This window comes from Kitasatospora sp. NPDC091335 (assembly GCF_044757205.1).
In the GTDB taxonomy this organism is placed as follows: Bacteria; Actinomycetota; Actinomycetes; order Streptomycetales; family Streptomycetaceae; genus Kitasatospora.
Genome location: NZ_JBIVUM010000016.1, coordinates 96,072 through 119,963, shown reverse-complemented (window position 1 = coordinate 119,963; position 23,892 = coordinate 96,072). Strand labels below are relative to the sequence as shown.

The 23,892-nt window shown below is 73.9% G+C and carries 14 protein-coding genes and 1 pseudogene; 11 read left to right on the top strand and 4 right to left on the bottom strand.

Annotated elements, in window-relative coordinates; translation table 11 throughout:
- Window positions 1-163: 163 nt before the first annotated feature.
- A complete protein-coding gene (locus tag ACIQOW_RS29175) occupies window positions 164-1,342 on the bottom strand; it encodes an ROK family protein (RefSeq protein ID WP_401089889.1) in 1,179 nt (392 codons plus the stop codon).
- Window positions 1,343-1,814: 472 nt separating this feature from the next.
- Between ACIQOW_RS29175 and ACIQOW_RS29170 the strand changes: the two genes are divergently transcribed.
- Both ACIQOW_RS29170 and pepN read left to right on the top strand, forming a co-directional pair.
- Window positions 1,815-3,497: a PQQ-binding-like beta-propeller repeat protein gene (locus ACIQOW_RS29170; RefSeq protein ID WP_401089888.1), complete on the top strand. Its 1,683-nt coding sequence runs from the start codon at window positions 1,815-1,817 to the stop codon at window positions 3,495-3,497.
- Between the two features lie 149 nt (window positions 3,498-3,646).
- Window positions 3,647-6,226, top strand: coding sequence for an aminopeptidase N (pepN, locus tag ACIQOW_RS29165; protein WP_401089886.1), 2,580 nt, complete (start codon window positions 3,647-3,649; stop codon window positions 6,224-6,226).
- A gap of 126 nt (window positions 6,227-6,352) precedes the next feature.
- On the opposite strand, the gene ACIQOW_RS29160 is transcribed toward pepN, so the two are convergent.
- Complete coding sequence (locus ACIQOW_RS29160; RefSeq protein ID WP_188299416.1) at window positions 6,353-6,583, bottom strand: hypothetical protein; 231 nt, start codon at window positions 6,581-6,583, stop codon at window positions 6,353-6,355.
- A gap of 159 nt (window positions 6,584-6,742) precedes the next feature.
- Window positions 6,743-8,866 (bottom strand): 4-alpha-glucanotransferase, encoded by a 2,124-nt coding sequence (gene malQ / locus ACIQOW_RS29155; protein ID WP_401089884.1) that lies wholly within the window; start codon window positions 8,864-8,866, stop codon window positions 6,743-6,745.
- 463 nt (window positions 8,867-9,329) lie between these two features.
- On the opposite strand from malQ, the gene ACIQOW_RS29150 reads away from it, so the two are divergent.
- Entirely contained in the window at window positions 9,330-13,244 is a 3,915-nt protein-coding gene (locus ACIQOW_RS29150; protein ID WP_401089883.1) for a beta-N-acetylglucosaminidase domain-containing protein, read from the top strand.
- A gap of 275 nt (window positions 13,245-13,519) precedes the next feature.
- On the opposite strand, the pseudogene ACIQOW_RS29145 reads toward ACIQOW_RS29150, so the two are convergent.
- Window positions 13,520-14,023 (bottom strand): annotated as a pseudogene (locus ACIQOW_RS29145) (HNH endonuclease); the annotation flags it as partial.
- Between the two features lie 478 nt (window positions 14,024-14,501).
- Between ACIQOW_RS29145 and ACIQOW_RS29140 the strand changes: the two are divergent.
- The 8 genes from ACIQOW_RS29140 (at window position 14,502) to ACIQOW_RS29105 (ending at window position 23,889) form a co-directional block, all read left to right on the top strand.
- Window positions 14,502-15,656, top strand: coding sequence for a mechanosensitive ion channel family protein (locus tag ACIQOW_RS29140; RefSeq protein ID WP_401089881.1), 1,155 nt, complete (start codon window positions 14,502-14,504; stop codon window positions 15,654-15,656).
- 286 nt (window positions 15,657-15,942) lie between these two features.
- Window positions 15,943-17,133, top strand: coding sequence for an ROK family transcriptional regulator (locus tag ACIQOW_RS29135; protein WP_401089879.1), 1,191 nt, complete (start codon window positions 15,943-15,945; stop codon window positions 17,131-17,133).
- Window positions 17,134-17,238: 105 nt separating this feature from the next.
- A complete protein-coding gene (locus ACIQOW_RS29130; RefSeq protein WP_401089877.1) occupies window positions 17,239-18,594 on the top strand; it encodes an ABC transporter substrate-binding protein in 1,356 nt (451 codons plus the stop codon).
- A 25-nt stretch (window positions 18,595-18,619) separates the two neighbouring features.
- A complete protein-coding gene (locus ACIQOW_RS29125; RefSeq protein WP_401089876.1) occupies window positions 18,620-19,636 on the top strand; it encodes a carbohydrate ABC transporter permease in 1,017 nt (338 codons plus the stop codon).
- A 20-nt stretch (window positions 19,637-19,656) separates the two neighbouring features.
- Window positions 19,657-20,565 carry a carbohydrate ABC transporter permease gene (locus ACIQOW_RS29120; protein WP_401089874.1) on the top strand — a complete coding sequence of 303 codons (909 nt, stop codon included), beginning with the start codon at window positions 19,657-19,659 and terminating at the stop codon, window positions 20,563-20,565.
- 8 nt (window positions 20,566-20,573) lie between these two features.
- Window positions 20,574-21,854 (top strand): 6-phospho-beta-glucosidase, encoded by a 1,281-nt coding sequence (locus ACIQOW_RS29115; protein WP_401090014.1) that lies wholly within the window; start codon window positions 20,574-20,576, stop codon window positions 21,852-21,854.
- A gap of 170 nt (window positions 21,855-22,024) precedes the next feature.
- Window positions 22,025-23,044: an N-acetylglucosamine kinase gene (locus ACIQOW_RS29110; RefSeq protein WP_401089873.1), complete on the top strand. Its 1,020-nt coding sequence runs from the start codon at window positions 22,025-22,027 to the stop codon at window positions 23,042-23,044.
- A 152-nt stretch (window positions 23,045-23,196) separates the two neighbouring features.
- Window positions 23,197-23,889: a hypothetical protein gene (locus ACIQOW_RS29105; protein ID WP_401089871.1), complete on the top strand. Its 693-nt coding sequence runs from the start codon at window positions 23,197-23,199 to the stop codon at window positions 23,887-23,889.
- Window positions 23,890-23,892: the final 3 nt, after the last annotated feature.

Sequence of the window (23,892 nt, the reverse complement as noted above, 5' to 3'; positions counted from 1 at the left end):
TCACATCAAGTTGACGCACAGGTGTTTGATCACGCTTATTTATTCGGGATCGACCAGTCAGGATCGACTATTCGAGATCGACCGTTCAGGAGTGATTGTTCAGGGTCGGCTGTTCAGGGGTGACTGTTCGGGCCCGACCCCGCGGCGGTGCCGGACGACGGTGTCAGGCCCGGCCGAGGGCGCCGGACTCCCCCATCTCGCTCATCACCAGGGCCAGCGCGCCGAGCACCTCGGCCCGGCCGCCGAGAGTGCCGGGGACGATCGAGAGCTGACGGGCGGCGCTGGGGATCGCGTAGCGGGCCACCGAGTCCCGGATCGGGGCGAGCACCAGCTCACCGGCCTCGGCGAGGTCCCCGCCGAGGATCACCCGGCGGGGGTTCAGCAGGTTGCACAGGGTGGCGACGCCGGTGCCGATCTGCCGGCCGGCGTCGGCGATCACCCGACGGCAGCCGAGGTCGCCCTGGTGGGCCAGCTCGACCACCCGGGTCAGGCTGAGGCCCTGGCCGAGGGTGGGGGCGAGCAGGGAGAGCAGGTAGCGGGAACCGACGAAGGTCTCCAGGCAGCCGCGGTTGCCGCAGCGGCAGACCGGCCCGGCCTCGTCCAGGGTGATGTGCCCGATCTCACCCGCGGTGCCGCCGGGGCCGCGGTAGATCTGGCCGTTCACCACCAGTCCCGCGCCGACACCGCTGGCGACCTTGATGTACGCGAGGTCGCTCAGTCCGCGGCCGGCGCCCCAGACCAGCTCGCCGAGCGCGCCCAGGTTGGCGTCGTTGTCCACGTGAACCGGCATGCCGAGCCGCTCGCCCAGCTCCCGGCCGGGGGCGACGCCCGTCCAGCCGGGCAGGATCGCGGTGGAGCCGAGCGCGCCGGTCTCCACGTCGATCGGGCCCGGTACGCCGAGGCCGACGCCGATCACCTTCTCCGGGCGGAACCCGGCCTGCGCCAGCAGCCGCTCGACCATCGCCTCGGCCCGGTCGAAGCCCTGCTGGGCGGAGACGTCCACGTCGATCGGCGCGCTCTCCTCGGCCAGCACCCGGTGGGCCAGGTTTCCGACCGCGACGCGCAGGTGGGTGTGGCCGAAGTCGATGCCGACCACGATCCCGGCGTCCCCGCTGAGCGAGACGCTGCGGGCGCGCCGGCCGCCGGAGGAGGTGTCGGCGACCACGACGGTGCCGCTCTCCTTCAACTCCCGCACGATGTTGGACACGGTGGCCGCGGACAGGCCGGTGCCGCGGGCGATCTCGGCCTGGGTCAGCGATCCGGCCATCCGCACCGCGCGGAGCACCCGTTCCAGGTTCGCCCGGTGCAGGGACGACTGCGAGCCCGGTGTGTCCGTCGGCATGATCCACCCTCCCAGGGCGGGGACCCCTCCGCCGGGCGTCCCCTTCAACTCCTGAAGGGTAAGGCCCGGGGGCCTGGCCGGAGATCCCGGCCGGGGCGGGCGGATGCACACGGGGCACGGGGGGCGCGCGGACGGGCGCGGGCAGGGACGCGGGGCGCGGAGGTGGGGGCGCGGTGGCCGACGGGTGAAGGTGTTGCACGGCCCGGGCCTGCGAGGACGGGGTCCGACGGTCCTGGCGGCAGCCGAAAACGGCACACCACTACCATGGTGTCCAATTCTCACCCGTCCCTCCCGGAACCGTGGACGGCACCGACGGGGGACTCTTCCAGACATGACGGGGAATCAGATGGCAGGGGATCACCCTACGCCGGGGGCAGGCGAAACGCCCGGCAACGGTCCGCAGGACAACCGGGGCGTCTCGTTCGGGCGCCCGCCAGGCAGCGGGGTGGATCCGGCCGCCGTCGCGGACCAGATGACTCAGCTCGACGGCGCCGCCGTCCCCGGGCAGGCCGCGCCCGCGGGCCCGCCGCCCGCCCAGCCGCCGGCACCGCCCGCGCAGCCGCCCGCCCAGCCGCCGGTCGGCAGCCCGGAGTACACGGCCTACGCGCCGACCGCGACCGGGTTCCCCAGCCAGGCCCCGCCGCCGCCCGGCGCCGCACCGGTCGGCCCGTACGACCCGGTCCCCGGGTACGGCGCCCCGGACCCCGGGCAGGCCTACAACGCCGGCGGCTACAACTACCCGCAGCAGCCCGGCTACGGCTACCCGGGTGCGCCCGTCGCGCCCAAGCAGCGCAACCCCGTGATGCTCTGGGGCGGGATCATCGGCGGTGTGCTGGCGGTCTCGATCGCGGTCGCCCTGGTCGTCCTGCTGAAGGGCAACGACCCGGAGCCCGACCCCGCGCCGGGCCCGATCAGCAGCGGCACCGGCGGCACCAGCGGATCCACCGACACCGGCGGGACCAGCACCAGCCCCAGCCCCACCACCAGCCCCGGCTCCAAGGGCTCCACCTTCAACGTCGCCTGGAGCGCCCCCAAGCCGGCCAACTCGGACAGCTCGAACCAGCTGCTCGGCGTCTGGGGCACCGACAAGCTCGCGGTGCGCGTCGACAGCTCCGGCATCAGGGCCTACAACCTGACCGACGGCAAGGAGGCCTGGACGATCGCGGCCCCGGCCGGCAGCAAGGAGCTGTGCACGGCCTCGTACGGCGCCAACTCCAAGGGCGTCGCCGCCGTCTCCTTCAACACCGGTGACAGCGACTGCTCCACCGTCGGCGCCGTCGACCTGGCCCAGGGCAAGCTGCTCTGGAGCGTCAAGGTCTCGGCCGACCGGATGTCCTCGCCGACCCTCAGTGTCACCGAGAACGTGGTCGCCGTCGGCGGCAACGCGGTCGGCGCCCTGAACATCGCCACCGGCCAGCCGGCCTGGCAGTACCAGCCCCGCGACAAGGACTGCACCCTGCGCGGCAAGGCGGCCGGCACCCAGATCGCGGTCAGCGACCGCTGCTACGGCACCAGCGGCCCGAAGTCGCAGCTGGTCATCGTCAACGCCGAGACCGGCAAGGCGGCCAGCACCCCGATCACCCTCACCGGCAGCATCGAGGAGGTCGACTCGGTCGTCCAGGACAAGCCGCTGGTGCTGCTGATGTCCAGCGGTCCGCAGGGCGACTACGTCCTGCCGTTCGACAAGGACAACAAGCCGGGCAACCAGATGTCCGTCAAGGAGCCCGGTTCGGACAGCCTGCGCCTGTCCGGCCAGGACGAGGCCGTGACCCGGAACGTGGTCAGCGGCACCACGCTGTACGTCCAGGTGAGCGGCAGCAAGCCGGGCATCAACGCCTACGACCTGAACACCGGCAAGCGCCTGTGGGCGGCCACCTCAGGCTCGGCGAGCAACGACATGCGCCTGGTGGCCGGGACCGACAAGGACGGCAAGGTCCGCGCGGTCGTCGACCAGGGCTACAACAAGCCGGCCCGGCTGGTGACGCTCTCGCCGGCCGACGGCTCGCTGTCCGACCTCGGCACCATGGCGATGCCCAGCAGCATGAGCATCGGCAGCAGCACCTCCGAGTACCTCGTCTCGGACGACGGCGCCGCGGTCTACGCGTTCCGCCGCTACAGCGCCAGCGAAGGCCCGCTGACCAAGTGGAAGAAGTGACGCCGGGGGCGTGACCCTCGTCGCGACCCACGCGGGCGGGGCGGGAACGGGCAATTCGCCCGGGCCCGCCCCGCCTGTGATTTTCCGGCGGGTCCGTACGTTGGACATGCGAGGATTCGGACCATCAGTCTGACAAAGGAGTGCAGCGAGTGCCCGGCACAAACCTGACCCGTGAGGAGGCCCGCACCCGGGCCGACCTCCTCCGCGTGGACGCGTACGACATCGAGCTCGACCTCGGTTCGGCCCGCGACGGCGGCACCTTCCGGTCCACCACCGTGGTCCGGTTCACCGCCACCACCCCCGGCGCGGAGACCTTCATCGACCTCGTCGCCCCGAGCGTCGAGGAGATCACCCTCAACGGCGTGCGGCTCGACCCGGCGAGCTTCGCCGACAGCCGCATCCCGCTGCCGGACCTGGCGGCCGAGAACGAGCTGCGGGTCGTCGCGAACTGCGAGTACACCAACACCGGTGAGGGCCTGCACCGGTTCGTCGACCCGGTCGACGGCGAGACCTACCTGTACACCCAGTTCGAGGTGCCGGACGCCCGCCGGGTCTTCGCCAACTTCGAGCAGCCCGATCTGAAGGCCGCGTTCGCGTTCACCGTGACCGCGCCCGACGGCTGGGTCGTGGTCTCCAACTCGCCGACCCCGGAGCCGGCCGGCGAAGGCGACACCCGGGTCTGGACGTTCGAGCCCACCGGCCGGATCTCCAGCTACATCACCGCGCTCGTCGCCGGCCCGTACGTCGGGGTCTTCGACACCTACGAGAACGGCGAGCAGAAGGTGCCGCTGGGCGTCTACTGCCGGCCGTCGCTGCGCGAGTTCCTGGACCCGGAGGCGATCTTCGAGGTCACCAAGCAGGGCTTCGACTACTTCCAGGAGAAGTTCGACTTCCCCTACCCGTTCGCCAAGTACGACCAGCTCTTCGTCCCGGAGTTCAACGCCGGCGCGATGGAGAACGCGGGCGCCGTCACCCTGCGCGACCAGTACGTGTTCCGCTCCAAGGTGACCGACGCCTCGTACGAGGCCCGCGCCGCGACGATCCTGCACGAGCTCGCCCACATGTGGTTCGGCGACCTCGTCACCATGGAGTGGTGGAACGACCTCTGGCTGAACGAGTCCTTCGCGACCTACGCCGAGGCGGTCTGCCAGGCCGAGGCCCCCGGCTCCAGGTGGCCGCACTCCTGGACCACGTTCGCCAACCAGATGAAGACCTGGGCGTACCGGCAGGACCAGCTGCCGTCCACCCACCCGATCATGGCGGACATCAACGACCTGGAGGACGTCCAGGTCAACTTCGACGGCATCACCTACGCCAAGGGCGCCTCGGTGCTCAAGCAGCTGGTGGCGTACGTCGGCCAGGACGCCTTCTTCCAGGGCGTGCAGGCCTACTTCAAGCGCCACGCCTGGGGCAACACCCGCCTCAGCGACCTGCTCGGCGCCCTGGAGGAGGCCAGCGGCCGCGACCTCAAGGCCTGGTCCAAGGCCTGGCTGGAGACCGCCGGCATCAACGTGCTGCGGCCCGCCGTCACCGTCAACACCGACGGCGACATCGAGTCCTTCGCGGTGCTCCAGGAGGCCCCCGCGCTGCCCGCCGGCGCCAAGGGCGAGGCCGTGCTGCGGCCGCACCGCATCGCGATCGGCCTGTACGAGCTGAACGGTGACGCCCTGGTGCGCACCGACCGGATCGAGCTGGACCTCGACGGCGCGCGCACCGAGGTGCCCGAGCTGGTCGGCCGGCACCGCCCGGCCGTCGTGCTGCTGAACGACGACGACCTCTCGTACGCCAAGATCCGGCTGGACGAGGACTCGATGGCCGTCGTCACCGAGCACCTCGGCGGCTTCACCGAGTCGCTGCCGCGCGCGCTGTGCTGGGCCTCCGCCTGGGACATGACCCGCGACGGCGAGCTGGCCGCCCGCGACTACGTGTCGCTGGCGCTGTCCGGCATCGGGCGCGAGAGCGACATCGGCGTGGTGCAGTCCGTGCAGCGTCAGGTCAAGCTCGCCCTCGACGTCTACACCGACCCGCAGTGGCGCGAGCAGGGCCTCGACCGCTGGGCCGCCGCCACCGAGGAGCACCTGCGGGCCGCCGAGCCCGGCAGCGACCACCAGCTGGCCTGGGCCCGCACCCTCGCCTCGGTCGCCCGCACGGACGGTCAGCTCGGGCTGCTCGCCGGGCTGCTGGACGGCTCGGTCGAGATCAAGGGCCTCGCGGTGGACACCGAGCTGCGCTGGGCCCTGCTCGGCCGGCTCGCCGCCACCGGCCGGGCCGGCGAGGAGCTGATCGCCGCCGAGCTGGAGCGGGACAACACCGCGGCCGGCCAGGAGCACGCGGCCACCTGCCGCGCCGCCCGGCCGACCGCCGAGGCCAAGGCGGAGGCCTGGGCGTCGGTGGTGGAGTCCGACAAGCTGACGAACTATGTGCAGGAGGCCGTCATCGTCGGCTTCCAGCAGTACGACCAGCGCGAGCTGCTGGCGCCGTACGCGGAGAAGTACTTCGCGGCGGTGAAGGACGTCTGGGAGAGCCGCAGCCACGAGATCTCGCAGCAGATCATCGTCGGGCTGTACCCGTCCCTGCAGGTGACGCAGGGGACGCTGGACGCGACCGACGCGTGGCTGGCCTCGGCCGAGCCGGCGCCGGCGCTGCGGCGCCAGGTGGTCGAGGCGCGGGCGGGCATCGAGCGCGCGCTGAAGGCCCAGGCGGCCGACCGTGCGGCGGGGGCCCGCTGACGGTCCGCGGACCAAGCCCGAAGGGGCGCCGGACGGGATCGTCCGGCGCCCCTTCGGGGTCGTGCGGGTCCTGGTGGACGTGGAACGTCCCGGTGGACGTCGTGCGGGTCCGGCCGGACCCGCCGGTTACTTCTTCTTGCCCTTGCCGCCGTACGGCAGGCCGGCCAGACCGGCGATCACCGCGAAGGCGACGAGCGGGAGAAATACGTACAGGCCGAGGGTCTCACCGACACTCAGGCCGGACCCCGGGTCGTCACCGTCGTCCCGGGTGAAGGCCATGGCGGGCGACGACAGCAGCATCATCAGCGTGACCGTTGCGGAGACCGCGCCGGCTCGCAAAGCGTTCCTCTTGTCCACGTTTCCAACTTACCCGCCGCTTACGGGGGCGCGCGCGTCGGGGTCGGCCCGAGGAGGCGGGAGCGCCCGCGGCGGGCCGACGGCGACGGACGGGGCCGGGGACGGCGCGCGCGTCGGGTCCGAGGGCGGTGCGCACCCGGCGGGGCCGGCCCCTCCCGGTCAACGGGCGGGCCCGCGGGAACCGGGCGGGGCCAGGAGGTGGGCGAGCAGGCCCGCGGCGGGGGTGGCGGCGAGGCGTTCGAGGGTGACCGGGTCGCCGGCGCCGTCCGCGACCGGCAGGCGCCAGTTCGGGTACTGGTCCCAGGTGCCGGGCAGGTTCTGCGGACGCGGGTCGCCGACCAGGTCGGGCAGCCAGACGCCGACCAGCTCGGCCGGGGTCGCCCGCAGGAAGCGGTACAGCACGGACGCCGTCAGCGGCTCGCCCGGCCGGAGCAGGCCCAGCCCGGCCAGCTCGGCCCGCCAGTCGGCCAGCTCCGTCGCCGCCTCCTCCTGCTCCTCCCCCAGCGGCCTGGCCAGCAGGCCCAGCCGGTGCCGCAGCTCGACGTGCTCGCCGGAGAGCCTGGCCGCGGTGCTGGGCAGGTCGTGGGTGGTGAGGGTGGCCAGGCAGCCGGGCCGCCAGCGGTCCGGGGCGAGGATCGCGCCGTCGCCCTGCCAGTCCCGCTCGAACCAGAGGACGGAGGTGCCGAGCACCCCGCGGGCCGCCAGTTCCTCCCGCACGCCCGGCTCGACCGTGCCCAGGTCCTCGCCGATCACCGGCGTCCCGGCCCGGTGCGCCTCCAGCGCCAGGACCCCGAGCATCGCCTCGGCGTCGTAGCGCACGTACGCGCCCTCGGTCGGCTGGTGGCCCGCCGGCACCCACCAGAGCCGGAACAGGCCCATCACGTGGTCGATCCGCACCGCCCCGGCGTGCCGGGCGGTGGCCCGCAGCAGCTCCGCGTACGGGGCGTAGCCGGCCTCGGCGAGCGCGTCCGGGCGCCAGGGCGGCAGGCCCCAGTCCTGGCCGTGGGCGTTGAAGGCGTCCGGCGGGGCGCCGACCGAGATGCCGTCGGCCAGCACGTCCTGGAGGGCCCAGGCGTCGGCGCCGTCCGGGTGGACGCCGACGGCCAGGTCGTGGATCAGGCCGACCGCCATCCCGGCCTCGCGGGCCGCCCGCTGGGCGTGGGCGAGCTGCTGGTCGACCTGCCAGGCGAGCCAGCGGTGGAACTCGACCCGGTCCCCGAGGGCCTTCTCCGCCTGCTCGACCTGTGGGCCGTCCGGGTGACGCAGGCCCTTCGGCCAGTGGTGCCGGTCCGGGCCGTGCTCCTCGGCGAGGGCGTTCCACAGGGCGTACCGGCGCAGCCACTCGCCCTCCCGGCGCCGGTACGCCTCGTACGCGGCCTGCCGGCCGGGGCCGCGCGGCACCTCGTGCAGCAGTTCCAGGGCCTCGCGCTTGAGCTGCCAGACGGCGTCCCGGTCGATCAGGGCGTCGTGGCCGAGGACCTCCTCGCGCAGCCGGGCGGCGCGGCGGGTCAGCTCCTCGGCCCGGTCGCGCTGCCCGCCGGCGAGGTACCCGTACTCGGGGACGTCCTCGATCCGCAGGTGCACCGGGTCGGCGAAGCGGCGCGAGGACGGGCGGTACGGGGAGGGGTCCGAGGGGCTCGTGGGCACCCCCGCGTGCAGCGGGTTGATCTGCACGAAGCCCGCGCCGAGGCCGGTGCCCGCCCACCGGGCCAGCTCGCCCAGGTCGCCGAGGTCACCCATGCCCCAGGAGCGCTCGGACAGCACCGAGTACAGCTGGGCCAGGAACCCCCAGCTGCGGCCCGGAAGCCGCGGCAGCCGCTCGGGGGCGACGATCAGCGCGGCCCGGGCCCCGCGCCCCTCGCTCTCCGCCGTGAGCACGTGCCGCCCCAGCGGCAGGTCCCCCGGCAGCCAGTGCGAGTGCCCCCTCGGCAGCTCCCAGCCGCCCCCGTCCTCCAGTTCGACCCGCAGCCGGGCGTCGGCCGGCACGTCCAGCGCGGTGCGCCGCCCCTGACGGACCACCACGCAGGGCGGCAGCAGCCGGGACCGCTGCCCGGCCCGGTGGCGCTCCAGCGCCTCCCGTGCCTCCTGCCGGGTCCCGGCCGCGACCCCCATCGCCGCCAGTACCGCGACCAGCGTCCGCGCCCCCACCGCCTGCCCGCCCGGCCCCGGGTGCCGGGTGTCCACCCCGTACGCCCGCGCCAGCGCCACCAGTTCGGCGGGCGGCGGCGGGGCATCCTGCGCCGGTACCTGCTCGGCTCCGTCACTGTCGTGGTAAGCGGCCACTCGCGGCTCCTGCGATGTCTCGGCAACGCCTGGTCGGGACGACCACAGTCCTACCCGGGTGACACCTCGATCACCCAGAGCGACACGACGGTGCCCGGTCGATCGGCCGCGGGCCGGCGCTCGGGCGGGCAGGGCCCGGGCGCGTCGGTGCGGAGCGCGCGGGCCTTCGGCTTCTGCCGGACCGGCGCGGCACAAGCGCGGGCCGTCGGCCCGGAGGGCGCCGCGGTGGACCGGTTCCGACCGGCGCCGACACCCCGTCCGGCCCCCTCCGGACGGTGGCGCCCGCCATGGCAGGGGCCGGCCTGACATGCGATCCAATCCGGCAAAACGGCCGTAGCGGTCGGTCACGTTGACACCGGGTTGGCCAGCTGGTGGGGTTGCGGAGATGTGGTCGTGGCCTGGCGAGGAGGCTCCTGTGCAAGCCCGTGTGTCCGTTGTGGCCGGGCGGCGGCTTCGGTCGCAGTTGGAGCAGAGTCCGGCGTTGCGGGAGGTGCTGCTGCACCCCGCGGCGATGGCGGCGCGGCGGGCCACCGCGCGGACGTGCCGTCAGCTGGCGCCGCGGACGGCGGACCGGCTGATCGCCGATCTCAAGGGGACGGAGCCGCTGATGGCGTCGGTGCGGGAGGAGCGCGCGGGGCGTGCCGCGGGGCGGCCGGGGCGGCGGACGCTGCAGATCGCGGCCGGGGTCGCGGCCGCGGCGGTGGTCGGCGGGCTGCTGGCCGGGGCGGTGCCCTCGGTGGCGTACGCGGCCGGCTCGGCGCCGGGTGTGGTGAGCACCGCGCCGCAGACGCCGCTGGGCAGCGTGACCGACCCGAAGGTGTTCCCGAGGCCGCAGGAGCAGACGGTGGCGGGCAAGCCCGTCACGGTGCCGTCCGCGGTGACGCTGGTGACCGCGGAGAAGGCGGACCTCGGCGCCGTGCGGGCCGTCCACGAGGTGCTGGAGGTCGCCGGCGCCGGCGAGGTGACGCCGCGGCCGGACGGCGGGACGCCGGCCGCAGGCGCGCTGGTGGTGTACGTCGGCGGGCCCGGCGAGGGCGCCGACGGCGAGACCGGCCGGGTGCTGCGCCGACTGGCGGTCGCGGCCGGCGGCACGGCGGAGGCCGCGCCCACCACCGCGGGCATGCCGGCCGGCGGGTACCTGCTGTCGATCGGTCAGCTGCCCGCCCAGGGCGGCGGGACGTACGGCGCCGTGGTGCTGGCCGGCGTGGACGCCACCGGCACCTTCTACGCCGCGCAGAGCCTGCGCCAGCTGCTCGCCGCCGTGCCGGCCGGGCAGGGGCAGGCGCCGGGCGCGGCCGGGCTCGGCCTGCCCGGAGTCACGCTGCGGGACTGGCCGTCCGGTGCGCCGGTGCGCGGCACCGCGGAGGCCTTCTACGGCACCCCGTGGACCGCGCAGCAGCGGCTGGAGCAGGTCGACTTCCTCGGCCGTTCCAAGCAGAACTTCTACCTCTACGCCCCCGGTGACGACCCGTACCGGCTCTCCCGCTGGCGCACCGCCTACCCGGCCGCCCGGGCGGAGGAGCTGCGCGAGCTGGGCTTCCGGGCGCGCGCCAACCACGTCACGCTCGGCTACGCGATCGACCCCGGGCAGTCCTTCTGCTTCAGCTCGGGCAAGGATGTCGACGCGCTGGTGAAGAAGCTGGACGGGCTGCGCGGGCTCGGCTTCACCGCCTTCCAGTTGCAGTTCCTGGACGTCAGCTACGACGAGTGGCACTGCGGCGACGACCGCGACGAGTACGGCACCGGGCCGGCCGCGGCCGCCAAGGCGCAGGCCGCGCTGGTGAGGAAGGTGCAGGACCGGCTGATCGCGAGGAACCCGGGCCTGGCGCCGCTGTCCGTCCTCCCCACCGAGTCCCACCAGCAGGGCGCCACCCCGTACCGCAAGGCGCTGGCGGCGGCGCTGCCGGAGGGCGTCCAGGTGGCCTGGAGCGGGGTCGGGGCGATCCCGGAGAGGATCACCGGCGCCCAGGCCTCGGACACCGCCGGGCTGTACGGGCGCCCGCTGCTCACCATGGACAACTACCCGGTCAACGACGCCAGCCCGGACCGGCTCTTCCTCGGCGCCTACACCGGGCGCGACCCCGAGGTGGCGACCCGCTCGGCGGCCCTGCTGACCGGCGCGATGCAGCAGCCGGTGGCCTCCCGGATCGCCCTCGCCACCGCCGGGGACTTCGCCTGGAACCCGGCCGGGTACAAGCCGGACGACTCCTGGCAGGCCGCCGTGCGCTCGCTGGCCGGGCCGACCGGCGCCGGCGCGACGCCCGCGGGGTCGGCCCTGTCCGCCGTCACCGCGCTGGCCGGGAACAGCACCTCCTCGCCGCTGTCCAAGCAGGAGTCGGGCTATCTGACGCCGCTGCTCGACCGGTTCTGGGCGGCCGCCGAGCCCACCTCGGGCGCCACCCCCGACCTCGCCAGGCTGATCGAGGCCGCCGCCCCGCTGCGGGGCGCCTTCGACGCGATGGCCACCGCCCGGCAGACCCTGGCCGGCACCCCGGCCACCGCCCAGCTGGCCGGCGAGGCCGCGCCCTGGCTGGGCCCGCTGCGCGACTACGGGCTGGCCGGCCGGGCCGCCCTCGACATGCTGCTGGCCCAGCACGGCGGCGACGGCACGGCGGCGTGGAAGGCCAGGGTCGAGCTCAACGGGCTGCGCGAGCAGCTGGCCCAGGCCCCGGCCACGGTCGGCGCCGGGGTGCTCGGCCCGTTCCTGGAGCGGGCCGTGCGCGCCGCCGACAACTGGTCGGGCGTGGCCGCCGGAGGGGTCACCCCGACCACCACCATGGGCACCGCGCAGGACCACCTGCCCGCGCTGATGGGCGACGGCGTGGCCGACACCTTCTACTGGAGCTCCGCTCCCCCGCAGCCCGGCGACGCGGTCGGCCTGGACCTCGGCGCGGGCCGCCCGGTCAGCGGCGTGACCGTGCTGATGGGCGGCTGGGGCGACGGCCCCGACGCCAGGACCGCCGTGGACGACTACATCCGCGACGGCGTGCTGGAGTACACCACCGGCGAGGGCGGCTGGAAGCAGCTCGCGACCGTGAAGAACCAGAAGACGGTCAGTGCCCAGCTCCCGCCGGGCACGGTGGTACGGGCGGTGCGGCTGCGGGCCACCGCCGCGCAGAAGACCGCCGTCGCGGTGCGCGAGTTCACCGTCACCGCGCCGGACGAGTCCCCGGCCAGCGTCAGCGGCGGTCCCGACGCGGCGCCCGGCTCCTCCTCCGCCGCCGTGCTGGACGGCAACCCGGACACCGCGTACCGGGCCGCCAAGGCGCCCACCGCGCTGGACGAGCCGCTCACCGTCGAACTCGGCGCGCCCCGTCCGCTGGACCGGCTCACCGTGCTGACCGACCCGAACGTGCGCGCCGGCGCCACCGTCGCGGTGCGCCGGGCCGACGGCACCTGGGCGGACATCGGCACCGTGCAGCCCGGCTACAACGAGCTGCCGGCCGGCGGACTGCCCGCCGACGCGTTCCGGCTGACCTGGAAGCCCGGCGGCGACCCACCGGTGGTCAACCAGGTGATCCCCTGGTACGCGGACGTTCCGGCGGCCAGGCTCAGCCTCTCCGACCCGGCCCTGGACGTGGTCACCGGCGCCACCGCGCCGGTGACGACCCAGGCCACCGTGGAGGCCGGCCGGCCCGAGGGCACCGCCGGCGAGCTGCGCACCGAGGTGCCGGCCACCGCCAAGGGCCTGACCGTGGCCCCGGCGGGACAGGTGAGCGTGCCGCGCGGCGGCCGGGTGGGTGTGCCGCTGCTGGTGAGCGCCACCGCGGAGACGCCGTCCGGGACGTACCAGGTGCCGGTGCAGTTCGTGGCCGGTACCACCACCGTCCGGCAGGTGCTCCAGGTGCACGTGGTGCCGCCCACCGGCGGTCCCGACCTGGCGGTCGGCGCGAAGGCCACCTCCTCGGGCGACGAGACGGCGGACTTCCCCGCCTCGGCGGTCGCCGACGGCGATCCGAAGACCCGCTGGTCCTCGCCGGCCAAGGACGACGCCTGGGTGCGGCTGGAGCTGCCGCAGGCGACCAGGCTGGGCGCGGCGGTGCTGCACTGGCAGGCCGCGCACGCCGCCTCGTACCGGATCCAGGTCTCGGCGGACGGGAACTCCTGGACGGACGCGGCGACCGTGGACAGCGGCAAGGGCGGCGACGAGACGGTGCGCTTCGACGCGCCCGGGGTCCGGTTCGTCCGGGTGCAGGGCGTGGCGCGGGCGACCAAGTACGGCTACTCGCTGTGGGGCGTCGAGCTGTACGCCGTGACCCCGCCGGTCCAGCCACCGGTCCAGCCGCAGCCGCCGGACGGCCGGCCCGCTCAGCCGGGCGGGGCGCCGGGCGCCCCCGCGGTGCCCCCGGCGACGGGCGGGGCCGCGGCCAAGCCGTAGCGGCCTCGGGCGGCCCGGGGAGGGACTGGCGCGTGGAACGCGGCGGGCCGCCGGCTCCCCGGTGCGGGGGGCGCGGCGGCCCATGAGGCGCGTACCGACGGTGTGACGGGCGGGCCCTTGTGGAGCGGTGGTCAGGCGGAGAGCGGTTCGGGCTGCTCGCCGCGGCGGACGGGGGCGGGGTGGGCGGCGTGCGCCCGGCCGAGCGGGACCGGGTGGACCGGCTGCTCGGTGCGGTCGTGGTGCTCGTACTCGCCCCACTGCGGGGCGCGCAGCTGGTCGCCGCCGCCGTAGGGTTCCAGGTAGGGCCGCCAGCGCGGGTCCTTGATCCCGGTGCCGATGATGCGCCAGGCCAGGCCGCTTGGCGGCGCGGGTGGTCGTTTCATCCGCCAGCCGAGTTCGGTGAGGTGGCGGTCGGCCTTGGTGTGGTTGCAGCGGCGACAGGCCGCGACCACGTTGTCCCACCGGTGCTGGCCGCCACGGCTGCGCGGGATGACGTGGTCGACGCTGGTGGCGGCGGCCCCGCAGTAGACGCAGCGGCCGTGGTCGCGGGCGAACAGCGCCCGGCGGGTGAGCGGGACGGGCCCGCAGAACGGGACCCGTACGAAGCGGGTCAGACGGACGACGGACGGCGCCGGAAGGGCGCTGGTGGCGCTGTGCAGAGTGACTTCCGAGTCCTCCAGGCTGACCGCCTTGTGGTTGAGGACCAGGATGAGTGCGCGGCGCATCGATACGACGCCGAGTGGCTCGTAGGACGCGTTGAGGACCAGGACATGCGGCACGGATGCCTCCTTGGACGCCTGCGGCGCGTGGCTCGCGCCGGGACGAGCGGTTGTATCGCGCCACTCGTGCGCGATCTCCCCAGTGTCGCCTTAGGCCTTTGTACGGCGCCACCACTCCTGTGTAACGGACCTGACGTGAACTCCGGGTGTGGTCTCTGTCATAACCGGTATGCCCGGGGAAGGTCGGGTTGCACCCGGGTGGCGGTGCGGGCCGCCCCGGTGGCCCTCCCGGGGGACCGATCGGCCGTCCGGAGCAGTGCCCCGACCGGCGGGGACGGCCCGGGAGGCCGGGAGCGGGGGGAGCGTACGGGGGCGTTGACGGGGCGTTCGGGACGCACTGTGCGCCCTCGGGCACGCTCAGGGGAGGTTCCGGCGCGTCGGGGCGGGCAGACGGCAGCGGATAGGCTGAGGCGCACGGTCCGCGGGCCGCTTGCCGGCGGTGCGGGCCCGACACACACCCTGCCAGGAAGGTCCGCACGTGTTCAGCTCCGGTGCCACCGGTCCGTCCGACGCGTCCTCGACGCTCGCCAACCCGACCCCGGCCCCAAGCCCCACCGCGCAGCTGCCCGACCTCGACCTGCGGATACCGACCAGCGCGCAGGAGGTCTCGGACACCACCCGGCAGGCCGCCAGCTGGTTCGACACCCACTGGCAGGGCTGGCTGGCCTCCGGGCTGCGGATCGTCTTCATCATCGTGCTGGCGCTGGTGCTGCGGGCCGTGGTGCGCAAGCTCATCACCCAGCTGATAGGGCGGATGGCGCGCACCTCCGAGCACCAGGAGGAGAGCCGGCTGGGCGGGCTGCTGGCCAACACCGGGGTGGTGAACACGGAGCGGCGCCAGCAGCGCTCGGAGGCGATCGGCTCGGTGCTGCGCAGCGTGGCCTCCTTCACCATCCTGGGCACGGCGGCGCTGATGGTGCTGTCCGCGCTGGGGGTGAACCTGGCGCCGCTGCTGGCGAGCGCCGGTGTGGCCGGTGTGGCGATCGGTTTCGGCGCCCGCAACCTGGTCACCGACTTCCTCTCCGGGGTCTTCATGATCATGGAGGACCAGTACGGCGTCGGCGACGAGATCGACACCGGGGTGGCCTCCGGCACGGTGCTGGAGGTCGGTCTGCGGGTGACCAAGCTGCGCGGCGCGAACGGCGAGATCTGGTACATCCGCAACGGTGAGGTGAAGCGGATCGCCAACATGAGCCAGGGCTGGGCGACCGCCTCGGTGGACGTGCAGGTCGGGTACAAGGAGGACCTGCTCCGGGTCGAGGAGCTGATCCTGGCGACGGCCGAGCTGATGGCCAAGGAGGCCCCGTACGACGAGCTGGTCTGGGCGCCGGTGTCGATCCTGGGCGTGGAGTCGGTCGCCCCCGACTCGGTGGTGCTGCGGGTCGAGGCCAGGACGGCCCCGGGCAAGGCGGCCTCCGTCTCCCGGGGGCTGCGCCAGCGGCTGAAGGCGGCCTTCGACCGGGCCGGGATCAAGGTCAAGGAGGAGGTCCCCGCGGTGGCGGCCGGGGCGACCGGGGTGGTGATCGCGCCCTCTCCGGTGCCGGCCGCCGAGCAGCTCGCCCCGGCCGCGTCGGCCGACCGGGTGGCCGAGCCGGTCCCGGCGCGGGCGTCGGAGGACTCGGCGAAGCCGTAGCCCCGCGCGGCACCTCCCACCGAGGAGCCCCTTCCGCGGACGAGAGCCCCGTTCCCACCACCGTGCGGATAACCGGTGGGGGCGGGGCTCCGTGCTGTCCGGTAACGCTTCGGCATCCTCCGCTCCACCGGCCATTGACACCCCGCTGACACGGCCCTTACGGTCCTTCCCAAGCGACTGGAAAGTTTCCTAACAGTTCATCACGGTTCGCCCGAGGGCCGCCCGCTCCCCGCACGGGGGCCACCTGCGGACTTTCCCGACCAGCCGAAAGAGGAGGATTCCGGGCATGACCAAGAGCACCGCCAAGGCCCCCCTCGCCGGCACCCCCAGCCTGCTGCGCGCCATCAACGACCGCGCCGCCCTCGAACTGCTGCTGGAGAACGGTCCGCTCTCGCGCACCCAGATCGGCACCCTCACCGGGCTGTCCAAGCCCACCGCCTCCCAGCTGCTGGCCCGGCTGGAGGCCGCCGGGCTGGTCGTGCCGGTCGGCACCACGGCCGGCGGACCCGGCCCCAACGCCCGGCTGTACCAGGTGAATCCGGCTGCCGGGTACGTCGCCGGGCTGGACGTCACCAACAGCGAGATCCGGGTCGCCGTCGCCGACATCACCGGCAGCACCCTGGCCGAGCACAGCGTGCCCACCAAGGGCCTGCCCGCCGCCGGGACGGTCCCCGCCGTCGCCGCCGCGGTGGCCGCCGCGGTCCGGGCCGCCGGAATCCCCGAAGGCTCCCTGCGCACCGCCGCGATCGGGCTCGGCGGCGCCCCCGACCCGGTCACCGGCAGGCTCCGTTACGCCTCCCACCTGCCCGGCTGGCACTCGCCGCGACTGGTCGAGGAGCTGACCGCGGCGATCGGCGCGCCGGTGTCGATCGAGAACGACGTGAACCTGGCCGCCGTCGCCGAGCGCTCCTCGGGCGCCGCGGCCGGCTTCGAGGACTTCGTCCTGCTCTGGGCCGGGGCGGGGGTCGGCGCGGCGATCGTGATCGCCGGGCGGCTGCACCGCGGCTTCACCGGCGGCGCCGGGGAGGTCGGCTACATGCCGCTGCCCGACTCGCCGGTCGAGTGGGACGCCCGCCGCCGCAAGTTCGGCGGGTTCCAGGCCCTGGTCGGCACCCCCGCCGTCCGGGCCCTGGCCAGGGAGCACGGGCTCGGCGCGGCCACCGCCCAGGAGTCCATCGCCAAGGCGCTGACCACCCCGGGCGCCGGCGACTCCTTCCTCACCGAGCTGGCCGGGCGGCTCGCCGTCGGGCTGGCCGTGATCGTCGCCGTCGTCGACCCCCAGCTGGTGGTCCTCTCCGGCGTGGTGCCGAGCGCCGGCGGCGAACGCCTGCGCGCGCTCGTCGAGGACGAACTGGCCCGGGTCTCCATCGCCAGACCGGAGGTCCGCAGCAGCGCCCTGCCGGGCTCACCGGTCCTGCTCGGCGCCCTGCAACGTGCCCTGTCCGACGCCCGCGAGGCGGTCTTCTCCACCCACTGACGCTCCCCCTGTCACCTCGTTCACCTGCACCCACCTCTCCCCAACCCCCAAACGCGGGATCCGAGGCAATGAGGCCTGCCCGCGCACCCCCAGGAGGATCCAGAAGTGCACGCCACCACCTCCCGCAGAGGCCGCCGCACCATCGCCGCCCTCGCCGGCAGCGCCGTCCTGGCCCTGCTCGCCTCCGCCTGCACCGGTTCCAGCGACTCGGGCGGCACCGACGACTCGGCCGGCGGCAAGGACGTCACCATCACCTTCTGGCACGGCTGGAGCCAGGAGAACGAGATCAAGGCGATCAACGCCAACATCGCCGCCTTCGAGAAGGCCCACCCCAACATCCACGTCAAGGCCGTGGACAGCCTCGCCGACGACAAGGTCAACCAGGCGCTGCGGGCCGGCGGCGACAACGCGCCGGACGTGGTCTCCTCCTTCACCACCAACAACGTCGGCATGTTCTGCTCGACCAAGGCCTTCGTCGACCTCAAGCCGATGCTCCAGAAGAGCGGCATCGACCCGGCCAAGACCTTCCCGGCCACGATGCTCGACTACACGCAGTTCCAGGGCAACCAGTGCTCGCTGCCGCTGCTCGGCGACGCCTACGGCCTGTACTACAACAAGAAGGCCTTCGCCGACGCCGGCATAGCCCACCCCCCGAAGACCTTCAGCGAGTTCGCCGAGGCCGCCGCCAAGCTCACCGTCGCCGACGGCGACTCGTACAAGCAGCTGGGCTTCATGCCGCTCTACCACGGCTACGAGTCCACCACCGAGCACTACCTCGGCCAGTACGGCCCCGGCTACTTCGGCTCCGACGGCAAGTCGGCCATCGCCACCGACCCGAAGGTCGCCGCGATGTTCAAGTGGCAGAAGGGCCTGGTCGACCAGCTCGGCGGCTTCGACAAGCTGGAGAAGTACCGCGCCACCTTCGGCGAGGAGTTCAGCGCCAAGAACCCCTTCCACACCGGCCAGCTCGCGATGATCCTCGACGGCGAGTGGCGCACCGCCTCCCTCGCCGACAACAAGCCCGACTTCGAGTGGGGCACCGCCGCCTTCCCCGTCCCGGACGACCAGGCCGACACCTACGGCCGCGGCTACCAGACCGGCACCATCGTCGGCATCGCCAGCAGCAGCAAGAAGCAGGCCGCCGCCTGGGAGTTCGTCAAGTACCTGACCACGGACACCGACGCGGTGGTCGGCTTCGCCAACGCGATCCACAACGTGCCGAGCACCCTCGCCGCGCTCGACTCGCCGAAGCTGGTCGCCGACGAGAACTTCAAGACCTTCCTGAACGTCGCCAAGAACGCGCACTCCGGCACCACCCCGCCGGCGGTCAACGGCGGCAGCTACATCACCACCCTGCAGAACCTCGGCTACGACTACGAGTCCGGCAAGCAGGCCGACCTCCAGGCGGGCCTGGCCGCCACGGCCAAGCAGATCGACACCGACATCGCCCAGGCCAAGTAGGCCGGGAACGGTCCACGGAGCTCCCATGTCACTCGCGTTCGGCACCCGCAAGGGAAAAGGCGACAAGGCCGACGCGGGACCGACCGGCCCGGCGGCGCCCGCCGCGCAGCAGTTGCTGCGCCGCAAGCGCCGCCGGGAGGCGGCCCGCACCCTCGCCTTCCTCTCCCCCTGGCTGGTCGGGTTCAGCGTCTTCTTCGTCTACCCGCTGGTCTCCACCGCCTACTTCTCCTTCACCACGTACAACGGCTTCGGCACGCCGACCTTCAGCGGCCTGAAGAACTGGGACTACGTCTTCAACCACCTGCCGACCTTCTGGCAGGGCCTGCGCAACACCCTGTGGCTGGTCATCGTCATGGTGAGCCTGCGGGTCGCCTTCGGCCTGGGCATCGGGATGCTCATCACCAAGGTCAAGACCGGGGCCGGCTTCTTCCGCACCGCCTTCTACCTGCCGTACCTGGCCCCGCCGGTGGCCGCCACCGTGGCCTTCGCCTTCCTGTTCAACCCCGGCACCGGCCCGGTCAACCACCTGCTCGGCGAGCTCGGCCTGCCGGAGCCCGGCTGGTTCGCCTCCGAGGACTGGTCCAAGCCCGCGCTCACCCTGCTCGCGATGTGGGGCATCGGCGACCTGATGGTCATCTTCATGGCCTCGCTGCTGGACGTCCCCAGGGAGCAGTACGAGGCGGCCCAGCTGGACGGGGCCGGCCCGTTCCAGCGGTTCCGGTACGTCACGCTGCCGAACATCTCGCCGATCATCATGTTCGCGGTGGTCACCGGGGTGATCCAGACCATGCAGTACTACACCCAGGCGATCGTCGCCGGGAAGGTCGCCAGCGGCATCGCGGGCGGCTCCGGGCAGCCGTTCGAGCCCGGCTACCCGGGCGGCTCCACCTGGACCCTGCCGCAGATGGTCTACAAGCTCGGCTTCCAGAGTTACAACTACGGCGCGGCCTGCGTCGTCGCCCTGGTGCTGTTCGTCATCTCGATGGCCGTCACCTCGATCCTGCTCCGCCGCCGCTCCGGCTTCATGGCGAGCGACGACTAGCGGCCCGGGAGGACCCGATCATGACCCTTGGCACCACGCTCACCAAGGGGCCGGCCACCGCCGTCCCCTCCCGGTCCGGCGGCCCCGCCGCCCGGGCCGCCCGGCGCCGCGCGTTCCTCCAGTGGGTGGCCGTGCACACGGTGGCCATCGCCGCCGCGCTGTTCTTCCTGCTGCCCTTCGTCTTCGTCTTCCTCACCTCGGTGATGTCGGACGGGCAGGCGCTCACCACCGACTACTGGCCGACCGACTGGAACTGGAGCAACTACGGCAAGGTCTGGGACACCCCCGGCTTCCTGACCTGGTGGCGCAACACCCTGCTGTACGCCCTGGCCGGCACCGCGCTGACCGTGGTCTCCAGCCTCCCGGTGGCCTACGCGCTCGCCAAGTTCCGCTTCCGCGGCCGCAACCTGGCGCTGATGGGGGTCATCGCGATGATGATGCTGCCCCCGCAGGTCACCGTCATCCCGATGTTCCTGTTCTGGTCCAAGCAGATGGGCATGGACGGCTCGCTCTGGCCGCTGATCATCCCGATGGCCTTCGGCGACGCGTTCTCCATCTTCCTGCTGCGCCAGTTCCTGATGACCATCCCCAAGGAGTACATCGAGGCCGCCAGGATCGACGGCTGCGGCGACCTGCGCACCCTGCTGCGGGTGGTCCTGCCGATGGCCAAGCCGGCCATCGCGGCGGTCGCGCTGTTCCAGTTCTTCTACTGCTGGAACGACTACTTCGGCCCGCAGATCTACGCCAGCAACAACCACGAGGCCTGGACCCTCAGTTACGGGCTGGAGTCCTTCAAGGCCGCCCACCACACCAACTGGAACCTCACCATGGCCGCCACCCTGCTGGTGATGGCGCCGGTGATCGTCCTCTTCTTCTTCGCTCAGAAGGCCTTCATCGAAGGCGTGACACTGACAGGGGTCAAGGGCTGATGTCCGCACTGAAGTTGGCAATCGTCGGCGGTGGCTCGACGTACACCCCGGAGCTGATCGACGGCTTCGCCCGGCTGCGGGACAGCCTGCCGATCGGCGAACTGGTGCTGATCGACCCGGCCGCCGAGCGCCTGGAGCTGATCGGCGGCCTCGCCCGGCGGATCTTCGCCAAGCAGGGCCACTCCGCCGTCGTCACGGTGACCACGGACCTGGTGGCGGGCGTCGCGGACGCCGACGCCGTGCTGCTCCAGCTGCGCGTCGGCGGGCAGGCGGCCCGCAACCAGGACGAGACCTGGCCGCTGGAGTGCGGCTGCGTCGGGCAGGAGACCACCGGAGCCGGCGGGCTCGCCAAGGCGCTGCGCACCGTCCCCGTGGTGCTGGACATCGCCGAACAGGTGCGCCGGACCAACCCGGACGCCTGGATCGTGGACTTCACCAACCCGGTCGGCATCGTCACCCGGGCCCTGCAGGACGCCGGCCACAAGGCCGTCGGACTGTGCAACGTCGCGATCGGCTTCCAGCGCAAGTTCGCCGCTCACCTGGACGTCGCCCCGGAGCTGGTCCGGCTCGACCACGTCGGGCTCAACCACCTGACCTGGGAGCGCGGGGTCACCCTGCTGGACGCCCCGGGGGCCACGACCGGGCGCGAGGTGCTCCCGGAGCTGCTGTCCTCGCACGGCAAGGAGATCGCCGACGACCTGCACCTGCCGCAGGCCGTCGTCCGGCGCCTCGGCGTGGTGCCCTCCTACTACCTGCGGTACTTCTACCAGCACGACGCGGTGGTGGCCGAGCTGAGGGAGCAGGGCTCCCGGGCCGCGCAGGTGGCCGAGATCGAGCGGCAGCTGCTGGAGCTGTACGCCGACCCGGCCCTGGACACCAAGCCCGAGCTGCTCGGCAAGCGCGGCGGCGCCTTCTACTCGGAGGCGGCCGTCCAGCTGATCGCGGCGCTGCTCGGGACCGGTGGCGGCACCTCCGTCCAGGTGGTGAACACCCGCAACGACGGCGTGCTGCCCTTCCTGCCGGACGACGCCGTCATCGAGGTCCCGGCGGAGGTGGACGCCCGGGGCGTGCGCCCGCTGCCGCAGCGGCCCGTCGAGCCGCTGTACTCGGGGCTGATCGCCGCCGTCACCTCGTACGAGCACCTCGCCCTCGACGCCGCCCTGCACGGCGGCCGCGACCGGGTCTTCGACGCCCTGCTCGCCCACCCGCTGGTCGGCCAGATAGAACTCGCCGACCAGCTCACGGACCGGCTGCTCGCCCACAACCGCGAGCACCTCGCCTGGGCCTGACCCGGCCCGTGGTGCCCGCCCGCCCGGTTCCTCCGGCCGCCGGGCGGGCACCGCGAGGAGACCGTCCACCCCCGGCCGGAGACCGTTCGGCCGGGCTCCCCGGCCGCGACCCCGGCCGGGCACCCGGCCGACGACCACGGCCCGGGCCACGTACGAGCCGCGGGGACCTGATGACCCACCAGCCCGAACCCCTCCTGCCAGGCGTCCTCGCCATCGACGCGGGAAACTCCAAGACCGACGTCGCCCTGATCGGCGCCGACGGCACCGTCCTCGGCACCGCCCGCGGCGGCGGCTTCGAACCCCAGAAGATCGGCGGCGCGGCGGCCGTGGCCGGCCTCGCCCCGCTGGTCGAGCAGGCCGCCGCCGAGGCCGGCCACCCGTCCTGGAACGGCGTGCTCACCAGCCACGTCAGCGCCTGCCTGGCCAACGCCGACCTGCCGGTCGAGGAGCTGGCGCTGCGCGAGGCGCTGGAGTCCCACCCGTGGGGGGTCAGCAACACCGTCGCCAACGACACCTTCGGCCTGCTGCGGGCCGGCACCGACGGCCCGCTCGGGGTCGCGGTGGTCTGCGGCGCCGGGATCAACTGCGTCGGCCTGCTGCCGGACGGCCGCACCGCCCGCTTCCCCGCCCTCGGCGAGCTCACCGGCGACTGGGGCGGCGGCTCGGGCCTCGCCGTCACCAGCATGTGGCACGCCGTCCGCGCGGAGGACGGGCGCGGCGGGCCGACCGGGCTCGCCCGGGCCATCGCCGAGCACTTCGGGCTGCCGAGCGCCGGCGCCGTCGCCGAGGCCGTCCACCTCGGGCACCTGCCGAGCGTGCGGCTGCACGAGATCGTCCGGGTGCTGTTCGCGGTCGCCGTCGAGGGCGACGAGGTGGCCCTGGAGCTGATCGACCGCCAGGCCGACGAGATCGTCCGGCTCGCGGTGGTGGCGCTCGGCCGCCTGGAGCTGCTGGACGCCCCGGCCCCGGTGGTGCTGGGCGGCGGCGTGCTCGCCTCCCGGCAGCCGCTGCTGCTGGACAACGTGACGGCCCGGCTCGCCGAGGCCGCGCCGCTGGCCGAGCCGCGCGTCGTCGTCGCGCCGCCGGTGCTCGGCGCGGCGCTGCTCGGGCTCGACCACCTCGCGGTGGGCACCCAGGCGCAGGACCGGCTGCGCGAGGCGTACGAGACGGACCGGCCGGTGGCCGCCTGACGCAGGCTCACCCCATGCTCTCCCCCGCCGGATCCGCACGTCCGGCGGGGAGGGAAGCGCGGTCGCGCACGCCTCCGGCGGGAACCGCACCACCGGCCCCGGTCGTGTCAAGCGGGTACCGACATCCGCCCCCGTCCGGGGAGACTTGTGCCATGGCCCCGTCCCGTGTCCTCCTCGCCGCCGCCCTGCTGGCCTGCGGCAGCGCAGCCGTCCTCGCAGGCTGTACGCCCGCCGACTCCGCTCCCACGGTGGCCGCCGCCTCCGCCGCCGCCCTGGCCGACGAGGGCGCGGACGACCTGCTGGACGAGGACGACGGCCTGTTCTACGAGGAGGAAGAGGAGGCCGGGCCCTACTCCCCCGGGGCCGGCCCGTCGGCCGTCACCCCGGCCGCCTCCGGGCCGTCCGCGGACCCTTCCGCCGATCCGTCTCCCGACCCGTCCGCGGACCAGCCGGCCGAGCCCTCTGCCCGGCCCTTCGCCGGGCCCGAGTGCGCCACCCCCACCGGGCTCCCCGGCCACGAGGTGCTCCTCGTCCTCTCCGCCGCCCCGGACGGACTCACCGCCCGGCCCGCCCGCTTCGGCTGCGGCCCGGCCGGCTACGAGCCCACCGGCGCCCCCGCCCGCTACGGCTTCGCGACGGCGGGCGTGGCGGCGACCCTGATCGACGAGCCGCACGGCGACCCGGTCAGGCCCGTCCCGCTCCACGAGCTGATCGCCCACCTCGACGACTGCCTGGCCGACCGCGAGCCGGCCGCCGCCCCGGACGGCTGCCACGGCAACGCCTACGACGTGGTGCTGGACTCCCACGGCCGGATCATGCGCATCGGCGAGGTCGCGGGGTCCTGACCG